Origin of the sequence: Paenibacillus sp. SC116 (assembly GCF_024733555.1) — a bacterium.
Classification (GTDB): domain Bacteria; phylum Bacillota; class Bacilli; order Paenibacillales; family Paenibacillaceae; genus Paenibacillus_B.
This window is the reverse complement of the sequence record NZ_JANIOF010000006.1, coordinates 70,854-89,745: the sequence shown is the minus strand read 5'-3', so window position 1 is coordinate 89,745 and position 18,892 is coordinate 70,854. Positions and strand designations below refer to the sequence as shown.

The 18,892-nt window shown below is 42.8% G+C and carries 18 protein-coding genes and 1 riboswitch; of the genes, 4 read left to right on the top strand and 14 right to left on the bottom strand.

Annotation, left to right across the window (positions count from 1 at the left end):
* Nucleotides 1–40: 40 nt before the first annotated feature.
* Nucleotides 41–1,543 (bottom strand): thiol-activated cytolysin family protein, encoded by a 1,503-nt coding sequence (locus NQ117_RS20515; RefSeq protein ID WP_258279881.1) that lies wholly within the window; start codon nt 1,541–1,543, stop codon nt 41–43.
* A 326-nt stretch (nt 1,544–1,869) separates the two neighbouring features.
* The gene (locus tag NQ117_RS20510; protein ID WP_258279880.1) at nt 1,870–2,229 is read right to left on the bottom strand and encodes a HesB/IscA family protein; all 360 of its coding nucleotides are present in this window, start codon (nt 2,227–2,229) and stop codon (nt 1,870–1,872) included.
* Nucleotides 2,230–2,515: 286 nt separating this feature from the next.
* Here NQ117_RS20510 and mqnE point away from each other — a divergent pair, with 286 nt between their 5' ends.
* Together mqnE and NQ117_RS20500 are read left to right on the top strand one after the other, a co-directional pair.
* On the top strand, nt 2,516–3,640 hold the full coding sequence (gene mqnE / locus NQ117_RS20505) for an aminofutalosine synthase MqnE (RefSeq protein ID WP_258279879.1): 1,125 nt from the start codon (nt 2,516–2,518) through the stop codon (nt 3,638–3,640).
* Between the two features lie 189 nt (nt 3,641–3,829).
* On the top strand, nt 3,830–4,903 hold the full coding sequence (locus NQ117_RS20500; protein WP_258279878.1) for an NAD(P)/FAD-dependent oxidoreductase: 1,074 nt from the start codon (nt 3,830–3,832) through the stop codon (nt 4,901–4,903).
* A gap of 41 nt (nt 4,904–4,944) precedes the next feature.
* Here the strand turns inward: NQ117_RS20500 and NQ117_RS20495 are convergent, their stop codons facing one another.
* Nucleotides 4,945–5,199, bottom strand: coding sequence for a YuzB family protein (locus NQ117_RS20495; protein ID WP_028594058.1), 255 nt, complete (start codon nt 5,197–5,199; stop codon nt 4,945–4,947).
* A 90-nt stretch (nt 5,200–5,289) separates the two neighbouring features.
* On the opposite strand from NQ117_RS20495, the gene NQ117_RS20490 reads away from it, so the two are divergent.
* Complete coding sequence (locus tag NQ117_RS20490) at nt 5,290–5,532, top strand: NifU family protein (RefSeq protein WP_144993888.1); 243 nt, start codon at nt 5,290–5,292, stop codon at nt 5,530–5,532.
* Nucleotides 5,533–5,667: 135 nt separating this feature from the next.
* Nucleotides 5,668–6,315 (top strand): nicotinamide riboside transporter PnuC, encoded by a 648-nt coding sequence (gene pnuC, locus NQ117_RS20485; RefSeq protein ID WP_258279877.1) that lies wholly within the window; start codon nt 5,668–5,670, stop codon nt 6,313–6,315.
* Between the two features lie 205 nt (nt 6,316–6,520).
* On the opposite strand, the gene NQ117_RS20480 is transcribed toward pnuC, so the two are convergent.
* From NQ117_RS20480 to NQ117_RS20430, 11 genes are all read right to left on the bottom strand, one after another.
* A complete protein-coding gene (locus NQ117_RS20480; protein WP_258279876.1) occupies nt 6,521–7,663 on the bottom strand; it encodes a glycerate kinase in 1,143 nt (380 codons plus the stop codon).
* Nucleotides 7,664–7,684: 21 nt separating this feature from the next.
* On the bottom strand, nt 7,685–8,953 hold the full coding sequence (locus tag NQ117_RS20475; protein ID WP_258279875.1) for a GntP family permease: 1,269 nt from the start codon (nt 8,951–8,953) through the stop codon (nt 7,685–7,687).
* A gap of 244 nt (nt 8,954–9,197) precedes the next feature.
* Nucleotides 9,198–10,361 carry a sugar diacid recognition domain-containing protein gene (locus NQ117_RS20470; protein ID WP_258279874.1) on the bottom strand — a complete coding sequence of 388 codons (1,164 nt, stop codon included), beginning with the start codon at nt 10,359–10,361 and terminating at the stop codon, nt 9,198–9,200.
* Between the two features lie 66 nt (nt 10,362–10,427).
* Entirely contained in the window at nt 10,428–11,153 is a 726-nt protein-coding gene (locus NQ117_RS20465; protein WP_375163105.1) for an SDR family oxidoreductase, read from the bottom strand.
* A gap of 359 nt (nt 11,154–11,512) precedes the next feature.
* Nucleotides 11,513–12,007 carry a DoxX family membrane protein gene (locus NQ117_RS20460; RefSeq protein WP_258279872.1) on the bottom strand — a complete coding sequence of 165 codons (495 nt, stop codon included), beginning with the start codon at nt 12,005–12,007 and terminating at the stop codon, nt 11,513–11,515.
* Nucleotides 12,008–12,488: 481 nt separating this feature from the next.
* Nucleotides 12,489–12,887, bottom strand: a complete 399-nt coding sequence (locus NQ117_RS20455; RefSeq protein WP_258279871.1) for a hypothetical protein — start codon at nt 12,885–12,887, stop codon at nt 12,489–12,491.
* Nucleotides 12,888–13,181: 294 nt separating this feature from the next.
* Nucleotides 13,182–14,222, bottom strand: coding sequence for a hypothetical protein (locus NQ117_RS20450; RefSeq protein ID WP_258279870.1), 1,041 nt, complete (start codon nt 14,220–14,222; stop codon nt 13,182–13,184).
* 483 nt (nt 14,223–14,705) lie between these two features.
* Nucleotides 14,706–15,545, bottom strand: coding sequence for a MetQ/NlpA family ABC transporter substrate-binding protein (locus NQ117_RS20445; RefSeq protein WP_258279869.1), 840 nt, complete (start codon nt 15,543–15,545; stop codon nt 14,706–14,708).
* A gap of 42 nt (nt 15,546–15,587) precedes the next feature.
* On the bottom strand, nt 15,588–16,262 hold the full coding sequence (locus NQ117_RS20440) for a methionine ABC transporter permease (RefSeq protein WP_258279868.1): 675 nt from the start codon (nt 16,260–16,262) through the stop codon (nt 15,588–15,590).
* Nucleotides 16,259–17,287, bottom strand: a complete 1,029-nt coding sequence (locus tag NQ117_RS20435) for a methionine ABC transporter ATP-binding protein (protein WP_258279867.1) — start codon at nt 17,285–17,287, stop codon at nt 16,259–16,261. Before NQ117_RS20435 ends, NQ117_RS20440 begins: the two co-directional genes overlap by 4 nt.
* Nucleotides 17,288–17,461: 174 nt before the next feature.
* Nucleotides 17,462–17,610, bottom strand: a riboswitch (SAM riboswitch).
* A gap of 225 nt (nt 17,611–17,835) precedes the next feature.
* A complete protein-coding gene (locus NQ117_RS20430; protein WP_258279866.1) occupies nt 17,836–18,888 on the bottom strand; it encodes a glycosyltransferase in 1,053 nt (350 codons plus the stop codon).
* Between the last annotated feature and the right edge of the window lie 4 nt (nt 18,889–18,892).

Below are 18,892 nucleotides of genomic sequence, written 5' to 3'. Positions count from 1 at the left end.
CGGGACGCGCGGTTTTGTTTCTCGTGATTCGTAGAAATGACTAGTAGCTAATGGAACCTGTTGGGTGCAGTGTTGTTCCACCAATAGAAACCTGAATATGGTTCGTTAATGGGACATTCGTTTCATGAATAACGGTTCTCCACCAATCCCAAGCAAGACCAGTGCATTCTCTTGCTACAATTTTTATATTTTTAGCATTAGGTGGGAGTGGAATCTCTGTCGAGAAAGGTGCTGTTTTATTCCAACCATTTTCTTCCCACACTTTATGAGTAATGATTTCTTGGCCATTTGCATCATAGGTAACTTCATCCCAAGATACTTCAAACTCAGCTACATATGCGCCCCAATGATTTAGCGTAATCTTACCTTTCGTATATTCGGTCATTTTCGTCTCGATATACTCCGTATTGTTGCGAACCGCTGCAACCGCATTATCTTTCAAAAATACACTTGTATAGGAAATTGGATAAGCTGGATTTTTTGGGCTAAACTGTGCATTGTCTTTAATGATATTTTGGATGACATCAAAGTCCTTCGTGACGATCTGGTTATGTGTCTGTGCATCCCCGCCTAACACAACAGCAGTAAAGGAACTGTTCTCATAAATATCTTTGTACTGTCCACTGGATTGAACGCTAGCATCACGGAGCAGCGCTTTGAATGCTGCTTGCACATCACTGCTCTTCGAAGTTGTCTCCAACTTGACGTAAATCGTTCTGCCATAAGCAACATTGGAAACCATCAGTGGTGGAGATTCATTGCTTACGCCTTTACGAATTAATTCGTTGAAGGTCACGCTTGGATCAAATAGGTCCGATGGATTGTTAGGAAGAGCTGCATTTACCGTATAAAAAATTTGCTTATACGCAGCTACCATCACTTTTTTCTCGCCGCTTTCAACTGCATTAAAGTCGATTCCTAGCGTATTGTTAAGTACTTGAGCGTTCACATTAAGCGCGCTCGCAATTTGATTTTTGCTGTGAACCATAGATTCTGCATATTGGAGCCTAGCAGGCAATGTATGAGTGGACGAATATTTATCAACCCAAGTCGATACTAATTGGTCAACTGCACCAGAAACACTGCTGTAAGTTGGATTTTGAACTGCAATGGTATTTTCATTTTTCAATCCAGGCAAATCAATGCTGATATCTAAAGGCTGCCTCCGGGCCATAATCAGGTCTGGCTGATTATCCGCGAAAGACTGATTGGCAAGCTGCAGTGCGCCAGGATACGTTCGATTCGTCATCGAATCAATAATGGATATATCTACTGGTGAAGTTGCGAGTGACTTTTTCTCGCGTTCCACCACAATAAATTTACCATTTGACTGGAGACCTTCTTTCGGAACAAAACTACTGATCTGATCACCATTTACAGCTAAGACTGCATTGCGATCATAGTTTAGATTCGAGATACCGGTATCAATATCGGTAGGTTCGTTCGATGCTGCATAGGAAATACTGGAGTAAGTAAATAACTGCAAAATAACCAATAAACTTGCGAGCGCTTTCATTTCCTTGCCATGTTTTGAAACTCTCATATAAAGCCTCCCCCTTCTTTTCAAAAAATATGTAAAATAATAGTTCTTTATACTAACTATATCGGTGTTTTTAACTAAAAATATTATATTTTTCAGGTAACATTTTCTTAAGAATTTGGATAGCACTTTACTATGTAAACGCCAAACTACTGCAATAAATTTCCCCTATAAGATAAGACTGAACATGATAAAATGAATCATCAGCTTCCGTAATTTTTTTGAGCATAAAAAAACGCCTCCACACGAGTTAATTTTATCGAAAATTAACCGTCCAGAGACGTCATTCTACAACCCACATTCACATTAAAACCGCATCAAATCAACGATTAATCGTCACACTTCTGCGCTTTGCCTTCCGCAATTGCCGTACGGAACGATGCTCCGCAGCCGCAAGTTGCTGTAGCATTAGGGTTGCTTATTGTAAATCCGCCAGACATACCGGATTCCTTATAGTCGATTTCCAAACCTGCCAAATGCGGAATGCTTTCTTTATCCACAATGACCTTCAATCCACCTGTTTCTACAAATATATCTTGGTCTGTTTCTTCATCATCAAGCCCCATACCATAGGAGAAGCCGCTGCAGCCGCCTGGATGAACGCCGACACGTAGAAACATGTTCGGGTTTTCTTCGTTGGCGAGCATTTCTTTTATCTTCTCAACCGCGAATTCGCTGATTGTAATCATGCATATCCCTCCTCATATTTCTAAGTATAACCATCCTATTGCATCTGTACAAGATAACCTCCGTCCATGGAAAATGATGTCGATTGTCTTTGCTGGATGTATTGCCCCCATGTTCAGGCAGGGGTATAATGGAGTGGTATGTGATATGATTCACTGCATGCTCAAGTGGCTTCATTTCTTTTATTAACGTATGCAAGCCATTCGAATGAATACACAATGAGCAGTTTCGTATAACGTAACGATGTGCAATTATATACGACTTACTTTTCAAGAGGGGGGTACACCAATGATTCTTACACCAACAAGACATGCAGATCCACGTATGGCAGAAATCGCTGATAAAGTAGAGCGAGGCGAACGTCTATCCCTAGAAGACGGCGTGTACCTGTACCAATCGGACGATATTTTGACCCTTGGTCAGCTGGCAAATCTCGTCAATATGCGCAAGAACGGCAACAAAGTTTATTTCATCGAGAATATGTCTCTTTACTTCACCAATGTGTGTGAAGCGCACTGCGCGTTTTGCAGCTTCAGACGCGATGCTGATGCAGAAGGAGCCTACACACTAAGCGGTGAAGAAATGATCGCCTATGTGGACCAGCATATTCATCCTGAAGTGCGTGAGTTCCATATCGTAGGCGGGCACAATCCTAACGTACCGTTCCAATACTACGTTGATTCCTTGAAAGCTCTTAAGGAACGCTATCCTCAAGTAACACTCAAAGCTTACACAGCAGCTGAGATCGACTTCTTTACACGCATAAGCGGATTGAGCATTAAGGAAGTTCTCACTACCCTCGTCGATGCAGGACTAGAATCATTAACAGGCGGTGGAGCTGAAATCCTATCTGACGAATATCGAAAAAAAATGCGTGTTGATAAAGCAGGTGTTGACCGTTATTTGGAAGTTCACCGCACAGCACATCAACTTGGCATCAAAACGCACACCACGATGCTTTACGGTTCAATCGAGACTCACGAAGACCGTATCCGTCACTTGATCAAAGTTCGTGAGCTTCAAGATGAAACGAATGGATTCCTTGTCTTCATTCCATTGTCCATGCAGCCGAAGAGTCCGAAGGCGGGCATTAAACGCCGTAATTCGGCTTATGAGGATCTCAAAACAATCGCGATTAGCCGCCTCATGTTGGATAACATCCAGCATATTAAGGCGTACTTTATAAATATCGGTACTCAACTCACTCAGATGGCCCTTACTTTCGGTGCTTCTGATGCACACGGTACCATTGTGAAAGAGCGTATCAGTCATGCCGCAGGTGCATTAACACCAGAAGGTCTGACGCGCGACGAGCTAATCTGGCTCATTCAAGGAGCAGGACGCATACCTGTTGAACGGGATACGTTCTACAATGAAATCAAAGTGTATGAGCCAAAGTCTAACAAAAAATAGCTACTATTAACCAACTTACAGATAGATATAAGTCAGACCTTCATCACACAAGAAATCTTATGAAGCGACAGACCGAATAAAGGATTCGTGGGTGGAGCCGTATCATGCTGTACATCAAGTACCCCTGTTCTCATCATGGGCGAACAGCGGACAGCACATATTAACGGCAACATAGGGGGATATCCGGATATGAAACGATTTGTAGTATGCGGCGGCGGCTATGGTGGACTTGCGATCATTGATCGTTTGCTGGCGGGCGGAATGCCTGAAGATGTAGAAATAGTTCTCATTGATCGTATGCCATTTCAGGGTTTGAAGACGGAATACTATGCATTGGCCGCTGGTACAGTGACTGATTTAGACATTCGTGTTGCCTTCCCAAAGAACGATCGTGTTCGAATACATTATGGACAAATTACAAGCATTGATCTAGACAATAAACTTATTCATTTGCGCGAAGATGATCCTATTGCTTATGATCAAATGGCTATTGCACTCGGCTGCACAGACCGCTACCACGGGATCACAGGCGCCGAGGAATTTGGTAATAGTATTCAATCCTTATCCAGTACTCGACGTACGTACCAATTGTTGAATGATATTAAGCCTTATGGACAAATGACTGTTGTCGGAGGAGGATTAAGCGGTGTAGAGATGGCTGCAGAACTGCGTGAGAGTCGGCCTGATCTCAACATTCGTATATTGGACCGCGGACCGCGTGTGCTGTCCTCATTCCCAGTAAAGCTGTCCAACTACGTCTCTGACTGGTTCAACGAACATAATGTCGAGCTTCGCTCTCATATTAACGTATGTCAGTTAGAGCAAGGCGTCATTTATAATAGACGTGAGCAGGATACCGAAGCGATCCAGTCCGATGTAACGGTATGGACAGCAGGTATACAGCCGGTGAAAGTCGTTCAAGATTTGAACGTTCCAAAAGACCCGCAAGGTCGTGTAATCCTTAATTCCTATCATCAAATTGAACAATATCCTGAGGTATTTGTCGTTGGGGACTGTGCCAGCCTGCCGTTCTCGCCAAGTGCACAAGCAGCAGGTGCCCAAGGCGAGCAAATCGCTGATGTCGCACTTGCTCTATGGAAAGGTGAAACGCCTAAGCTTGGTCGTATTAAGCTTAAAGGCGTACTTGGGTCACTCGGCAAAAAGTCGGGATTCGGCATGTTCGGCAAACGCCCTATGGTTGGTTATGTGCCACGGGTCATCAAAAGCGGCGTGCTGTGGATTTCCAAAAACCATTTCGGATAAGTCATCATATTATTTTCTTACAACAATGGGAGCAATCGATGTTAATCTACATCGATTTGCTCCCATGCTTTTAGTTCAGCAATTTTTTCATTAATTTTACCTGTTAACAATTCTGCGCTTTCTGCAACGATAATCTCGCCTTCTACATAAGCAAATGGAGCTAAGTAACATTCGCCGCAATTACCCAGGCATCCGTATTCCACGACATCATAGTCTGGGTTTTGTTCAAAATGCTTCATTACTTCATCCGTGCCGTGATGCATATTATTAACGCAAAATTCGATGATCGGTCTCACTGTATAACCCCCTTTTTGCGTGTATCTCTTTGATTTCAATTAGCTTTATAATATAATAAAAGCAGTATGTATGAAAGGAGTTGGAATTAAATGAGTGAACAAGTACAAGTCAATTATGACGAAGTATTGGAAGTGTTAGATAAACTTCGTCCGTTCCTGCAACGTGACGGCGGCGATGTTGAATTGGTAGATGTAGAAGATGGTATCGTTAAGCTTCGCCTTATGGGCGCATGCGGAAGCTGCCCGAGCTCTACAATTACCTTGAAAGCAGGTATTGAGCGCGCGTTGGTTGAGGAAGTAGAAGGCGTGAAAGAAGTCGTTCAAGTATTCTAAGTTGAACGTGCTTCAACACTAGAATATGAGGCTTCGACGTAGGAGTCATCCGAATATCTCGAATCGTCTCTAACGACGGTTCGGGATATTTTTGTGTACATCCACTCGTGCTTAGCTTCAACAGGGGAGAGCGTTATGTTAAAAAATCCGTTATTTCTATTGTTAGCCAGCCTTATTACCTTGTTCGTTGGTTGGTACATGGGATCAAGTACGATTGAAATTGTTGCTTCTGTTGTAGGAATTATTAACGTGTGGCTTCTCGCAAGAGAGAAAGTACTTAACTTCCCCGTCGGGATCATTGCAGTAGGTTTATTCTTATACATATTTTGGGGGCAAGGCTTGTACGCGCTAGTTGTACTAAGTGCGTGCCAAATCATCTTTAACATCTTCGGTTGGTACTACTGGCTTACTAACAAGGGCGAAGGTGATGTAAGCCCTACCGTTCGACTAGACGCTAAAGGCTGGATTATCTATGGTACCGTTATCCTTGCAGGCTGGCTTGCATGGGGATATTATCAAGTCCAATACACAGAGTCTACACTCCCTTACTTGGATGCGTTAACCGCTATCCTAGGTCTTGTTGCCCAGTTCATGCTCAGTAAGAAAATATTCGAGAACTGGCATTTATGGATTGTCTACAACATCGTCTGCATCGCAATTTATATCTATTCTGATTTGCATGTCATGATTATTTTAGCTATCGTCAATTTGTTCATTTGTATAGATGGTTTGTTGGAATGGAGACGCGGCTATATGCAGCGTGCAGCCAAAAACCATGCGTAATGAAATACGCCCCACATTTGATCAAACTCCCATTTAAGACAAGACCGTAGTTAAGCTATGGTGCTGTACAAATGAAAAATCCCCTAGCTCATTAAGAGAAGGGGGATTTTTTTGTTATAGCTACTTTATTATCAAAGCTGAATATACTGCATGTCCTTATTTTCTAGTGGTAGGAGCCTATATTCCTATCCTTCCCCTGTTAGCTTTAACGAAGCTGCTGACCTACTTGCATCATTGCCGCAACGTTGTGTGCCGTACGTTCCAGATTAACTGCTGCCTTCTTGAGCGCTTCATCTAGTGTACATACCCCAGGCACTAGAGAAAATACGATATCGATGCCATGTTCATGCACAGCTTCATAATCTGTCCCGAGTGAACCCGCAATCGCGACCACTTTTACCTGTTGCTCCTGCGCTGTTTTGGCAACACCGATAGGTGTCTTCCCATATATCGTCTGACCATCGATGCGTCCTTCGCCGGTAATAACGAGATCCGCTCCTTGTACATGATGCGCCAAGTTAGTCGCCTCAATTACGATATCCACACCGCGCTTCAACTCTGCGCCGAGAAATGCAATAACGCCTGCGCCAAGCCCACCTGCAGCGCCCCCTCCTGGAACAGTTGAGACTTCCATTCCTAAGTCAGAGCGGATGCACGTGGCCAAATGCTGCAAATGATTATCCAGCACTTCAACCATAGCTGGAGTAGCTCCCTTCTGTGGGCCAAACACTGCCGAAGCTCCCTTCGGACCAATCATAGGATTGTCCACATCACAAGCGGCAATGAACGTCGTCTCTTTCAATCTTGGGTCCACATCATCCGTAATGATGCTCTCAATGTGTCCAAGATTTCCTCCACCTGGCAATACCTCTTTTCCATTGACATCCACAAAGCGATAGCCGAGCGCTTGAGCCATTCCAACTCCACCGTCATTCGTAGCACTGCCACCGAGACCGAGCATGATATGTCTTACTCCTGCTTGTAGGGCATGACGGATGAGCTGTCCTGTACCATAAGTCGAAGTAAGGAGCGGATTTCGCAAATCCTTTGGAACAAGAGCAAGTCCAGAAGCTGCTGCCATTTCGATGATGGCCGTCTTTCCATCGCCTAACAACCCGTAAAATGCTTCAATTGGCTGTCCCATGGGATCCAATACACTGCATGTGACAATACGCCCGCCGGTAGCATCTACTAGTGATTGTACAGTTCCTTCACCGCCATCTGCCATCGGTACCTTAACGATATCTGCCTGAGGATAAACCTGCCTAAATCCTCGTTCAATTGCTTCACAAGCCTCTAATGCAGTTAAGCTTTCTTTATATGAATCGGGAGCTATTACTATTTTCATCTCTCACCACTCCTCTGCTATTTATAAGAACCAACCAAATACGCCGTAGATTAACGTCGACACAAGCGCCAGTACCAATCCGATAGCTGTTTCATAAGGAATGAGACGAAGACGTTCCTTCATTTGCATATTCACGCTGCCGCCTGTCGCGTGGAAGAAGCTTCCGTGCGGCATATGGTCAAACACCGTTGCCCCTGCGTGTATCATCGCAGCTGCTCCCAGTGATGCAATCCCTAGCTCCATAATAGTCGAGCCAAACACCGAGCTAGCTACCGCAGTACCCGCAGTCGTCGAGGCTGTCGCCAGTGACATGAACGCACCGCTGATTGGAGCCATCAAATATGCTGGTAGACCTGAAGCTGCTAGGCCATTCGTAATAACATCCTTTAGCTGTGAGTTGGAAATAATCCCCGCTAATGTACCTGTACCGATAAGCATGACGGCAACGCCTGTCATTTTGTTAAGTCCAGCAATCGCATAGTTGTTGATTTGTTTCCCTTTCCCCATCACAATGGCACCTACTAGACCTCCAAGTGGTAGAGCAATCATCGGGTCGATGACGATACCTGCAATCGGTCGTAGTGCAAGTAGGACGATAGCTACAGCCGGAGCTACAATCGATGCAGCGAAGCTTGGAAGCTTACTGTCCGTTTTGTCTGCTACTTCAGACAACGCGACCATCGATCCCTTGTTAGTGAGTCGTTTCGCGAGCAAATACGTAATCGCAAGTCCGAATATCGCAGGGATAATTCCTGCTGCCATTACCGAAGTTAACGGCACATTGAAGGCATCAGCAGCCGCAATCGCATTTGGATTCGGAGACATGATGTTCCCTGCCTTACCGCCACCAATCATCGCGAGCAATATCGCCAATTTAGACAAATTGGCACGTTGTGCAATTGCTAGTGCAATGGGTGCTACGGTAATAACAGCTACGTCAATAAAGACGCCAACTGCGGTCAATATCATGGTTGCAAAGGCAAGAGCGAACAAAGCACGTGTCTCGCCGACTTTTTTGACGAGCGTCTCAGCTATCGTCTTCGCTGCGCCCGATTCAATTAATACACCAGCTAAAATACCGGCTGCTAATATTCGAAGCACGGCTGGCATCATTGTCTTGGAACCATCCATCATTAGCGTTACGGTATCAACTAGACTAACTCCACCAACAACGCCCCCTACTAAGGCACCAATCATCATTCCGTACGCAGGTGGCACTTTACGCAGAATCAACACAATAGCAACTACCAAAGCAGCAAGTGCGCCGAGAACGCTTACAGAAACCGTCATAAGTCTCATCCCCCTATGCTAAATCTTGTCGTAAGTACATAAAAACGATAGAACTAGGAACTAAGAACTTCACTCTATATACTAGAGATTGATTTACTTTACATATTTAATGTAACCCAAAAATGTAAGCGCTTCATTGGGCAAAAAAATAAACTCCTCTCTGTTCTCAGCACTGTTTTTTGTGCATTTGAACAAAGAGGAGTAACTTGCCTGCCCATCAGATTTATATCTGCATCCCGCTCTATTACAATTCCACGTCAGCGGCCCCTTGGAGCCTATAGAGCCATTGTGCGCTAATAAGCGAGAATAACTCATCATAACGCTTCGGATCTTTGCCTGTAAGCTCTTGAATACGCTGCAAACGATAACGCAGCGTATTACGATGAATAACGAGCCTGTCCGCCACCCGATTCAATTCTCCATGCTCTGCAAAGTATACAATAAGCGTTTGGCGCAACTCACCACTGCGATCCGCTTCCATGAAGGCAGACCATAACTGAACTAACTCTTCTGTTATCCAGCTCGAATTTGCATTGACCATCAATGCCTCATTAGGTAGATCCTCACTATAATAAACCGTTTGATTAGAATAAATAGCTCTCCCTGCACGCATCGCATCCTCAGCCGACTGGTACGATGCAACCAGGCCCGCTATTCCGCTGCCTGATTTGCCTACTGCAATTCGCATGGAAGTAATTTGTTGTTCAGCAAGCCATGAACGTATTTGATGAATCCCTTCACAAATATCTTCACCAGGCTCCCGCTTATGTAGCTTCTCTTTAAACAGTACAATTTGACGGCCATTGCGGATCGCAATTAAGCGAATCATCGAACGCTTCTCAAGTACACGAACAACTTGCTGCAGCATCTCGCTCGCCAATTCATGATTATCTTCTTGCAGTTCTATTAAACACGCCGTATGCACATGATTGGCCTGAAACCCGATCCGTTCAGCCTGTACACTTAATGCCTCGTGCTGTTCTTTTTTTGCATGTACAATAGATAACACGAAATCTTCTTTAATGCGCTTGTCCCACTGTGCCTGCTCAATGAGGTGTGCCTGCTCCAGATGCATCTCTGCTGTCATCTTTACAAGCTCACCATACTTGGTTACTTCTCTAGGGTCACCCGTAATCCCAATTACACCAACGATCTCGCCTTGAAAGTAAATGACCAAGTTCGTTCCTGGCATTACTCCTTGCAGCTTAGAAGCACTCTCCTCATCAATCTCAAACCTTCCGCGACGTTGTATGGCGATAAGTGCCCCTTCATGAGATTGATGCAGTCGACTCCGATCACCTGAGCCAATAATTCGACCATTGTGGTCCATAACGTTTACATTATAACCGATAACATGCATCGTACGATCTACGATGTTTTGTGCTAGTTCCTTCGTCAACCGCCCCATGTAGGACACCTCCATTTCAACTAAAGACAGGCAAAGTGTTAAGCTTCCATTATCATTATCGAGCAGTTAAGCGTGCTTGTCGATCATGACACGAATCGGATCTAAGCCGCCAGATACATCAATCGTATTACCTGTCACGAAATCCGACTTATCTTCACATAAGAAACGAATCACTCTGGCAATATCTTCACCAGATCCCGGACGGCCTCGCGGCGAAGATTCATCCTCAATATGAAGCACCTCGTCAATATTTTTTTCTTTATAATCCCCGCGGATATCACCAGGACAGATCATATTGACGGTAATGCCGAACTGCGCCTCTTCCACGGCTAACGTCTTTGTAAACGATACCAAACCTACTTTGGCTGCAGCGTATACGGCGCGATGCGGCCAAGATCTGGCCTCAGCAGCATGTCCAAATCCGTAATGAATAATCCGACCCCAGCCCTTCTCACGCATCGAAGGCAGCACCATATGGTCCAGAAGCATAACACCCGTTAAATTTCCGTTAACTAAATATAGAATCTCTTCTTTTGAATAATCAGCAAAACGTTTGCGTTCCCGTATAAAGGGACCTGCATTGTTAACGACAATATCTGGCATGCCAAACGTACCTTGCACAGCATCAATAAGATGCTCAACCTCATTTGGAACTGCAATATTAGCCTGTACACACATACACCCTACACCGAACGACTCAATGTCCCGCTGAAGCTCCAGCGCTTGATCGGCACTATGCACATAATTGAGGATAATATCGCAGCCCGCTTCAGCTAGTGTAAGTGCAGTCATCTTACCTAACCCTTTTGCGCTCCCAGTGATTAGCGCTACTTTCCGCTGTTGTTCCACGTCAATTCCTCCTTTGAGCACTACGAACGATGTCAACGATCAGTATAAAATATTTGCCAAGTTAGAACAACATTACATCTGCTTCCCCATTTATATTCAACTATTATTCAATCATGCTAAAAGAATTAGATATTTTATTCACTCCATCCCTATGAATGAATATAAATATAGATTTGGAGCACATGGACATTGTCATGTATGTCAGTATATATGGAAGAAACGCAAAAAGGCAGCCATAAGCTGCCTTTTTTTCATTAATCATTGCTACGTATATAGAGTTAAGCAGACGATTGGCGTACAAGCTACACTGTACTCGTTTGATTACGCTTAAAGAGTGTAGGTTGCTTCTTTCTGATGATGCCATCTACGCCTACTTTACCTGACTCATGCAAGGAAACGAGAACAAATAACGATAAAACAATCATGACCGGATTCGCGCTTACCGCTCCGCTCAAGACGAACGCAAAGTTCATTAAGAGGCCGAAGAAAATCGCCGTTCTTGTAAAGAGACCAATAATCAAACCAAGACCAACCAACACCTCACCAAGAGGTACGATGAAGTTAAATAAATCAACATTTGGCAGTGCGAACGATTCCAAGAACCCGCCCCACCAATCTGGTATTGTTGGTCTTTCACTATTCGCATTTGCGATCGCGCCCTTCAATAAGCCGCTGGAATCGAAGCTTCCGCTTTGGTATTTTTTAATCCCTGCGCTGAGCCATTTCCAGCCTAAATATACTCGGATGAGCAGCAATGCCCACTTTACAAACGGATTCGTACGTAAAAAATCAATCATTAATAATTCCCCTCTCCAATTTTAAAATGATAAAAGCTAACTAATATACGCAGAAAGAGTAAATCACCTCATTTTATGGATCTTTTTTGGACAATAGAAATCACATCGTTCAACCGCTTTTATTTTTAAAGTAGTCATGTTGGAAAATGAGTTGGCTTCATGATGGGTGTTTGAAGAGGTTGAAACGAATGTGGTAACAACATAACAGGAATACCTTTCGTGGATGTAACGAAAACAAAGTGTTTTAGCTAAGTGTTGGCGTTGTTCATAAAACCAGCTCTTGCTTGTAAAAAAATGCGTCGTTCCAAACTAAGCCTCACATTATCATGATGTAACATTGCAATTGCAGTCTTACCTTACTGATAGCAGTTTGTTCTCCATGACAGCTTCCTTATGTAATCCGCCACTGTATACGTTTATGACCAACATGCATCCCCCCCTTCAAATATGTCTTCCATAGTGATATCGGTTAAACAACAATTCACTTCTTCCTGAGAAAACTTACTGACAAATAACCTTTTTTAGTCTCTATAACCACACCATACTCTTCATCCATTTCATTACCTTCACTTGATCGCATGCTGTAAATTGAATCGCCAGCCTTAATCTCCATTTCTCGATGAACACGAGGGTATACAACATCGCCATTTTTCTTTAATCCATTTCCAACCTGATGCACTGTACCAATTTTTTCACCAACCAAATGACTCTCAATACTTCCAGAACGTATCCCATACAGCCAATCATTCCAGTACAGGTAACCAACAAAGCCATCTGCAATTTTATCTGCGTCAACGACAAACTCTTTTTTTTCAGAAGAACAAGCAATTAAAAGCACCACACAACTTATACAAATTACTACTTTGTATATGTGTTTCATATATACCTCCCAATCTGAGTGCAACCATTGTGTTTTTTCACCAGAAAGCTACTTGCTAAAAAAGATACCACTAGAAGGATAATTTTACAACATGAAAAAAAGCACATATTGTTTGTGAAAATCACGTAGATCATAGAATACCTCTTCTTTACAAAAAATAATTTGTAGTGAAAAGTCTGTAAACAAAAGAGCCGAGGAATAGTATCCCGCGACTCTTTTGTTTACATCAAAATACTCAACTGCTGCCAAGTCAAATACTACTCCATTGATACAATAACCATTGGATTACTTCTATTATGCAATGAACTCCTCGAAATTTGCTCCATTACTTGATTCGGCAGATTGTAGATAGTTAAGTGTTTCAATATTTCCTCCAACACTTACAACCTTTAATTTAAAAGAAATGTAGTCCCCAATTTTAACACGATTTGTTAGATTACCTTTGAATTCCCATGGTACTTCACCTTTTTCAGTAAGGAACACTAACTTAGTCGTATCATTTTGTGGATTATAGCTAATATTTCGAATTTGATCTTTTAGAATAAAATTATCTCCAGGATTTAAACTTTTGAAATTGTTAACATGTATTTGGAGAGACTCGTCCCACAAATCTTTATCCAAGTCGCTCATCGTATATGTTTGTGTTGTTTTTACAGTTTGTGCTGCTTCGTGCGAAAAAGAAGGTGTTCTATACACTTTGTTTCCGAAAGTAACAAGATTAGTTTCGTTTATAGAATTTCCTTTTGTAAATGTCGGAGTAGGGCCGTTCGGGTCGTATCTATGTGTAAATAAGAAATGTAGGTCCCATGTAGCAGCATCAGTTGTCGACCATTCAATCCAATATTGCCCTAAAGTGTTTGGATTGAAGGTTGCCATCTCATTAGGCGTTACAACATCGGTAAAAACAATATTTCCTTGTCCCCCCTTATGTCTCACTGAAATAGCTATTTTTCCAGTAATTAATGGGGTTCTCGTTCCGTAAATAGAAGCATACTGACCAGCGTACTGATTGAGTACTAACTCCTTGCGCACAATTGGTCCAACATTCCCTGTGTTAAATTTAACTGCTCCTGAACTTACAAGCGTTGATCTTTGATAACGAGTAATCGCGGGATCACTATGATATACCCAAAAATCTGAAGTTGAGGTGGCCACATATTGGAATGCATTGAAAATCCAATTGCCAACTGATAACGAATTGATTTGTTTTTCTACAGCATAATTCTCTATTTGGGGTTGAGAAGAACTATTAATAGATTGTGCATTAATTAAAGTATTAGGAATCATTAAAAACAATAGTAGAGCAACTAACATAAACTTCGCATACTTATTCATAATAATCATTCCTTTACCAATTATATTTTTTGGCCTATATCTTACCGAATGATGATCCTGATGTATTTGAAAACTACTTCTAACTCTCCTCACTAAATGCTGTTATTAAGTTAAATACATTTATTCACTACAAAACTATTGGGATTTATTGTTGCTACTTAGTAAGGCCAGGTACCTATTCTTAACTCTTATGCAATATGCCACCACCACCGATTTACTTATATTTTAATTTACACCTTTAACTTCTATTTGATAGCAAGAATTTAATCATTTGATTAAATTCTCCATATAACCAAGGGATATTTTACCATATTGAATATGTATGTTACAATACTAGAATTGTTAGCAAAACAAAAAAATCCCCGGCGCCGTAAGGCCCGGGGTAGAGTTTAGGAGGAAAGCAAGAAAACCTGTCATGCTAGTAATACGTTTCACTTCAGTGTTTCAGTACTGCTTGTTCAAAAAAATCTTTGAACGATATGATTAGAACGCAGGCAGAATAGCGCCTTTGTACTTATCTTCAATAAATTTCTTTACATCATCGGACTGAAGCGCAGCTACTAGTTTCTTGATCGCTTCATTGTCTTTGTTATCTTCACGAACTGTCAAAATGTTCGCATATGGAGAATCTTTTGCTTCAATTAGAAGCGCATCCTTCAACGGATTCAGACCAGCATCGATAGCAAAGTTCGTGTTGATTAGCGCCAAGTCGACTTCAGGCAGAACGCGTGGCAGCATTGGAGCTTCCAGCTCTTTGAACTCCAAGCCCTTAGGGTTATCTACGATGTCTCTAACCGTAGCAGACAAGCCAGCGCCTTCCTTGAGCTTAATCAAACCTTCCTTTTCAAGCAGGAGCAAGGCACGTCCACCGTTCGTTACATCATTCGGAATAGCTACAACAGATCCGTTAGTTAGCTCTGTAACAGCCTTAATTTTTTGTGAATAAGCTCCGATTGGCTCCAGATGAATACTTCCAGCGGACACTAGCTTGAAACCATTTTTCAAGTTTTGATCGTCCATGTAAGGAATGTGCTGGAAGAAGTTTGCATCCAAATGCTTCTCATGCAACTGTACATTTGGCTGGATATAATCCGTGAACGTCTTAATTTCAAGCTCGATTCCTTGCTCTTTAAGCTTAGGCTTAATATGCTCTAAAATTTCAGCATGTGGTACAGGAGATGCACCGACAACAACCTTCGTCGCTTGCGCGGCACCGCCTTGAGTACCCGAAGTCGTGTCTTTGCTTTCACCTGGTTTGCTGCCGCATGCAGCCAATACCGCTACTAAGCTAATTAACGTCAATACGATTGCCCACTTCTTCATTTTCATCTGCCCCTTCCAAATTCACAATCATTTATAGTTTGATTACTTGCGTGTATAGCGACGAACGAGTGCATCGCCAATCCATTGCAAGAGCTGAACTAACACAACTAAGACAATGATAGCTACGATCATAATCGTTAGCTCATAACGGTGATAGCCATAGCGTATTGCCAAGTCACCAAGTCCACCGCCGCCTATCATACCAGACATTGCTGTGTAGGAAACGAGTGTTACAGCCGTAATCGTCGTACCTGCAATAAGACCTGCACGCGCTTCCGGCAAAAGCACTTTGTAAATAATTTGCCACGTATTTGCGCCCATCGCTTGCGCAGCTTCGATAACGCCGCGATCCACTTCACGAAGAGAAGTTTCTACAAGACGAGCGAAAAATGGCGCCGCCGCAATGACAAGCGGTGGAATCGTTCCTCTTACCCCTATCGCCGTACCAAATACCTCACGAACAATCGGGATAAGCGCCACCATCAATATGATGAACGGTATAGAACGAAAAATGTTGACGATAAAAGATACGACCGTGTTAATGGTACGCAACGCGACGTTCTGAGATTTGCCGCTTAAGAACAGAAGAATACCTAGTGGCAAACCAAAAATAAAAGTGAATAAGACGGAAAACCCAAGCATAAGCAGCGTATCTAAGCTTGCATCCGTAATCATCGTCCAGTCGATGCTTGAAAAATCTAGCTCGAAGTTGTTCATGCGATTACCTCCACTTCAAGCCCGCGCTCTTGCAGCGCGTTTATCGCTTCTTTAAGCTTTGCAGCATCGCCATCTAAACGAACAACGAGTTGACCATATGGCGTATCTTTCATCTTCGATATCGTTCCCTGAAGAATGGCGAATGATATGCCTGCTGTATTCAGTACATGATGGAGTACAGGCTCATACGTCACATCACCCAAGTAATTAATCTTTACCACTTGTGAGCCTTCACCAGCCTGCGTCTTGAACGCTGACCAAGGCTGTACCTCATCAGACTGAGATTCTTCCATAATAAATTCTCTTGTAACAGCGTGCTGTGGTTTCAAAAACACATCTACAACGTTGCCTTCTTCTACAATACGACCACCATGGATGACAGCAACCCGATCACAAATGCGCTGAATGACGTGCATTTCATGCGTAATTAGTGCAATCGTAATCCCGAATTCTTTATTAATTTTCAGCAACAAGTCCAAAATGGAGTTCGTCGTTTGCGGATCCAAGGCCGATGTCGCTTCATCACACAATAACACTTTCGGATCGTTAGCCAGTGCACGAGCAATACCGACACGCTGCTTTTGACCACCTGACAATTGCGCTGGATATTTATCGCGATGATCTTCCAATCCTACTAATGCTAAGAGCTGATCCACTTTTGTCCTGATCGCCTGCTTTGTTGTGCCAACAAGCTCCAACGGAAATGCGATGTTATCATATACCGTTGCCGAGGACAGCAAATTAAAATGTTGGAATATCATCCCTATTTTGCTGCGTTGTTTCTGCAAAGCCGCTGTAGACAATGTCGTTAATTCCACATCATCGACGATAACCGTTCCTGATGTCGGATCCTCGAGCAAGTTCATACTGCGCAGCAATGTACTTTTACCAGCACCTGAATGGCCGATAATTCCGTAAATCTCACCTTTTGCTATATGAAGATCAATATGATCCAGTGCTAGCATTCCTTCTGCGCCTTTGCCTTGAGAAGGATAGCGCTTGGATAGTTGTTGTATGCGTATCAAAGATCTATTCCCTGCCTTTCTTGTTGCTAAGCTTCCTTTATCAAATAAATGCAGCAACGGTCAATTACCTCTATAGTGTGTGAAGATCGCTACAAAAAAAGCCCCCTTTTGGCAGCTGCCAAAAGGGGGCTTCGTCGCTCACGTTAAATGTCGAAAAAAATCGAAGCTCACCTTTTCTCATCTGCCAGAACATATATATGTCCTGAAGGAATTAGCACCATAGACATCATGCGAATTGCTGCGCTCGTGCGCTGCAATGACCGGGTCGCATAATCGGTTGCCGGGCTTCATCGGGCCTGTCCCTCCGCCACTCTTGATAAGAAAACTGATTATTTGCTATAAAGTTAATACGAAGTATACGGCACGTTTTTGCATATGTCAACTGCAATAATCATATTCTTTCTGGAATTTACATGAAACTAAGGAAACGAACACACAACAATCATATGTCGTTCCATACATCCAGACGCAAAAAAGACAACCTGTTTTTTGGTGGTTGTCCTGAATCAATAGCAGTACGAGATTAAGTCGAATTAGCCATTTTAGAATTAAGACTGGTATATAAATGATGGAGAAATTGGCTCGTTTTCAATCGGCTTTTGGATCTTTTTATTTGAATGCAGTCGTATCACTTTACTGTATATATCCAAATAATTTTCTGTCATTTTTTCATTTGTAAACCACTTCACAACGTATCGTCTCAGCACACGCGAACTTGGATACTTTTTCAATTTCACCTTCCGAATCATCTCTCCCACCGTCTTGCACACAAAGGAAGGGAAACCTGCCAACACTTCTGGAACTGAGCCATTATTTAACGCTAAAACAGGTGTACCACAAACTAACGCCTCAATCATTACTAATCCGAACGCCTCTTCCATTAAGGTGGGAAACAACAAGCATTCGGCATGTTTCAATAAATTTTGCTTCTGTCTGCCTTGCACGGCACCGACATATTGAATATTAGGATTTTTGACCATACGAGGCTTAATCTCTTGCCTAAAAAACAACTGGGAATTGACTGGCCCAGCAATGACGAGCCTCTTGCCCGTCTTTTCTGCTACTTCAATGGCCTGCATTACCCCTTTGCTTTTAATAATCCGTCCCATAAATAACAAATAGCCATGTTTATCTGAGCTGTACTCATATTCGTCTGGATTGATGCCATTATATACATAGAAACCTCGATTTTTACCGTTCACTTTCCGGGCTCTTTTACTCACATATATGGGGTAGTCCGCTTTATTTTTTACAGGCATGTGAATCGTACATACAGTAGGAACTTTTCGATAACTGCCTAAAGCTGAGTGAAAGGTATGGTCGTGAATAATATCTGTATGTTTGGGCAATTTGCTCAGGACGAAGGCTCCAATACTACTTTTTTTCAATGACCTTGGGTACTGTATAAGCTTAGCACTGCTCTTGCTGCCTTGCGCCGCAAACAAATATACATCATGTCCTCGCCGAACCAGTTCTTCTGTCAGCTCATACACGATCTTTTCTGTTCCTCCTTTATGTGACGGCACCGGGTGAGCATTAGGAAGATTAGAAATGACTTGAACGATTGTTAAGCGCTTTTTATTAAATCTAGGTTCTTTCATTCAA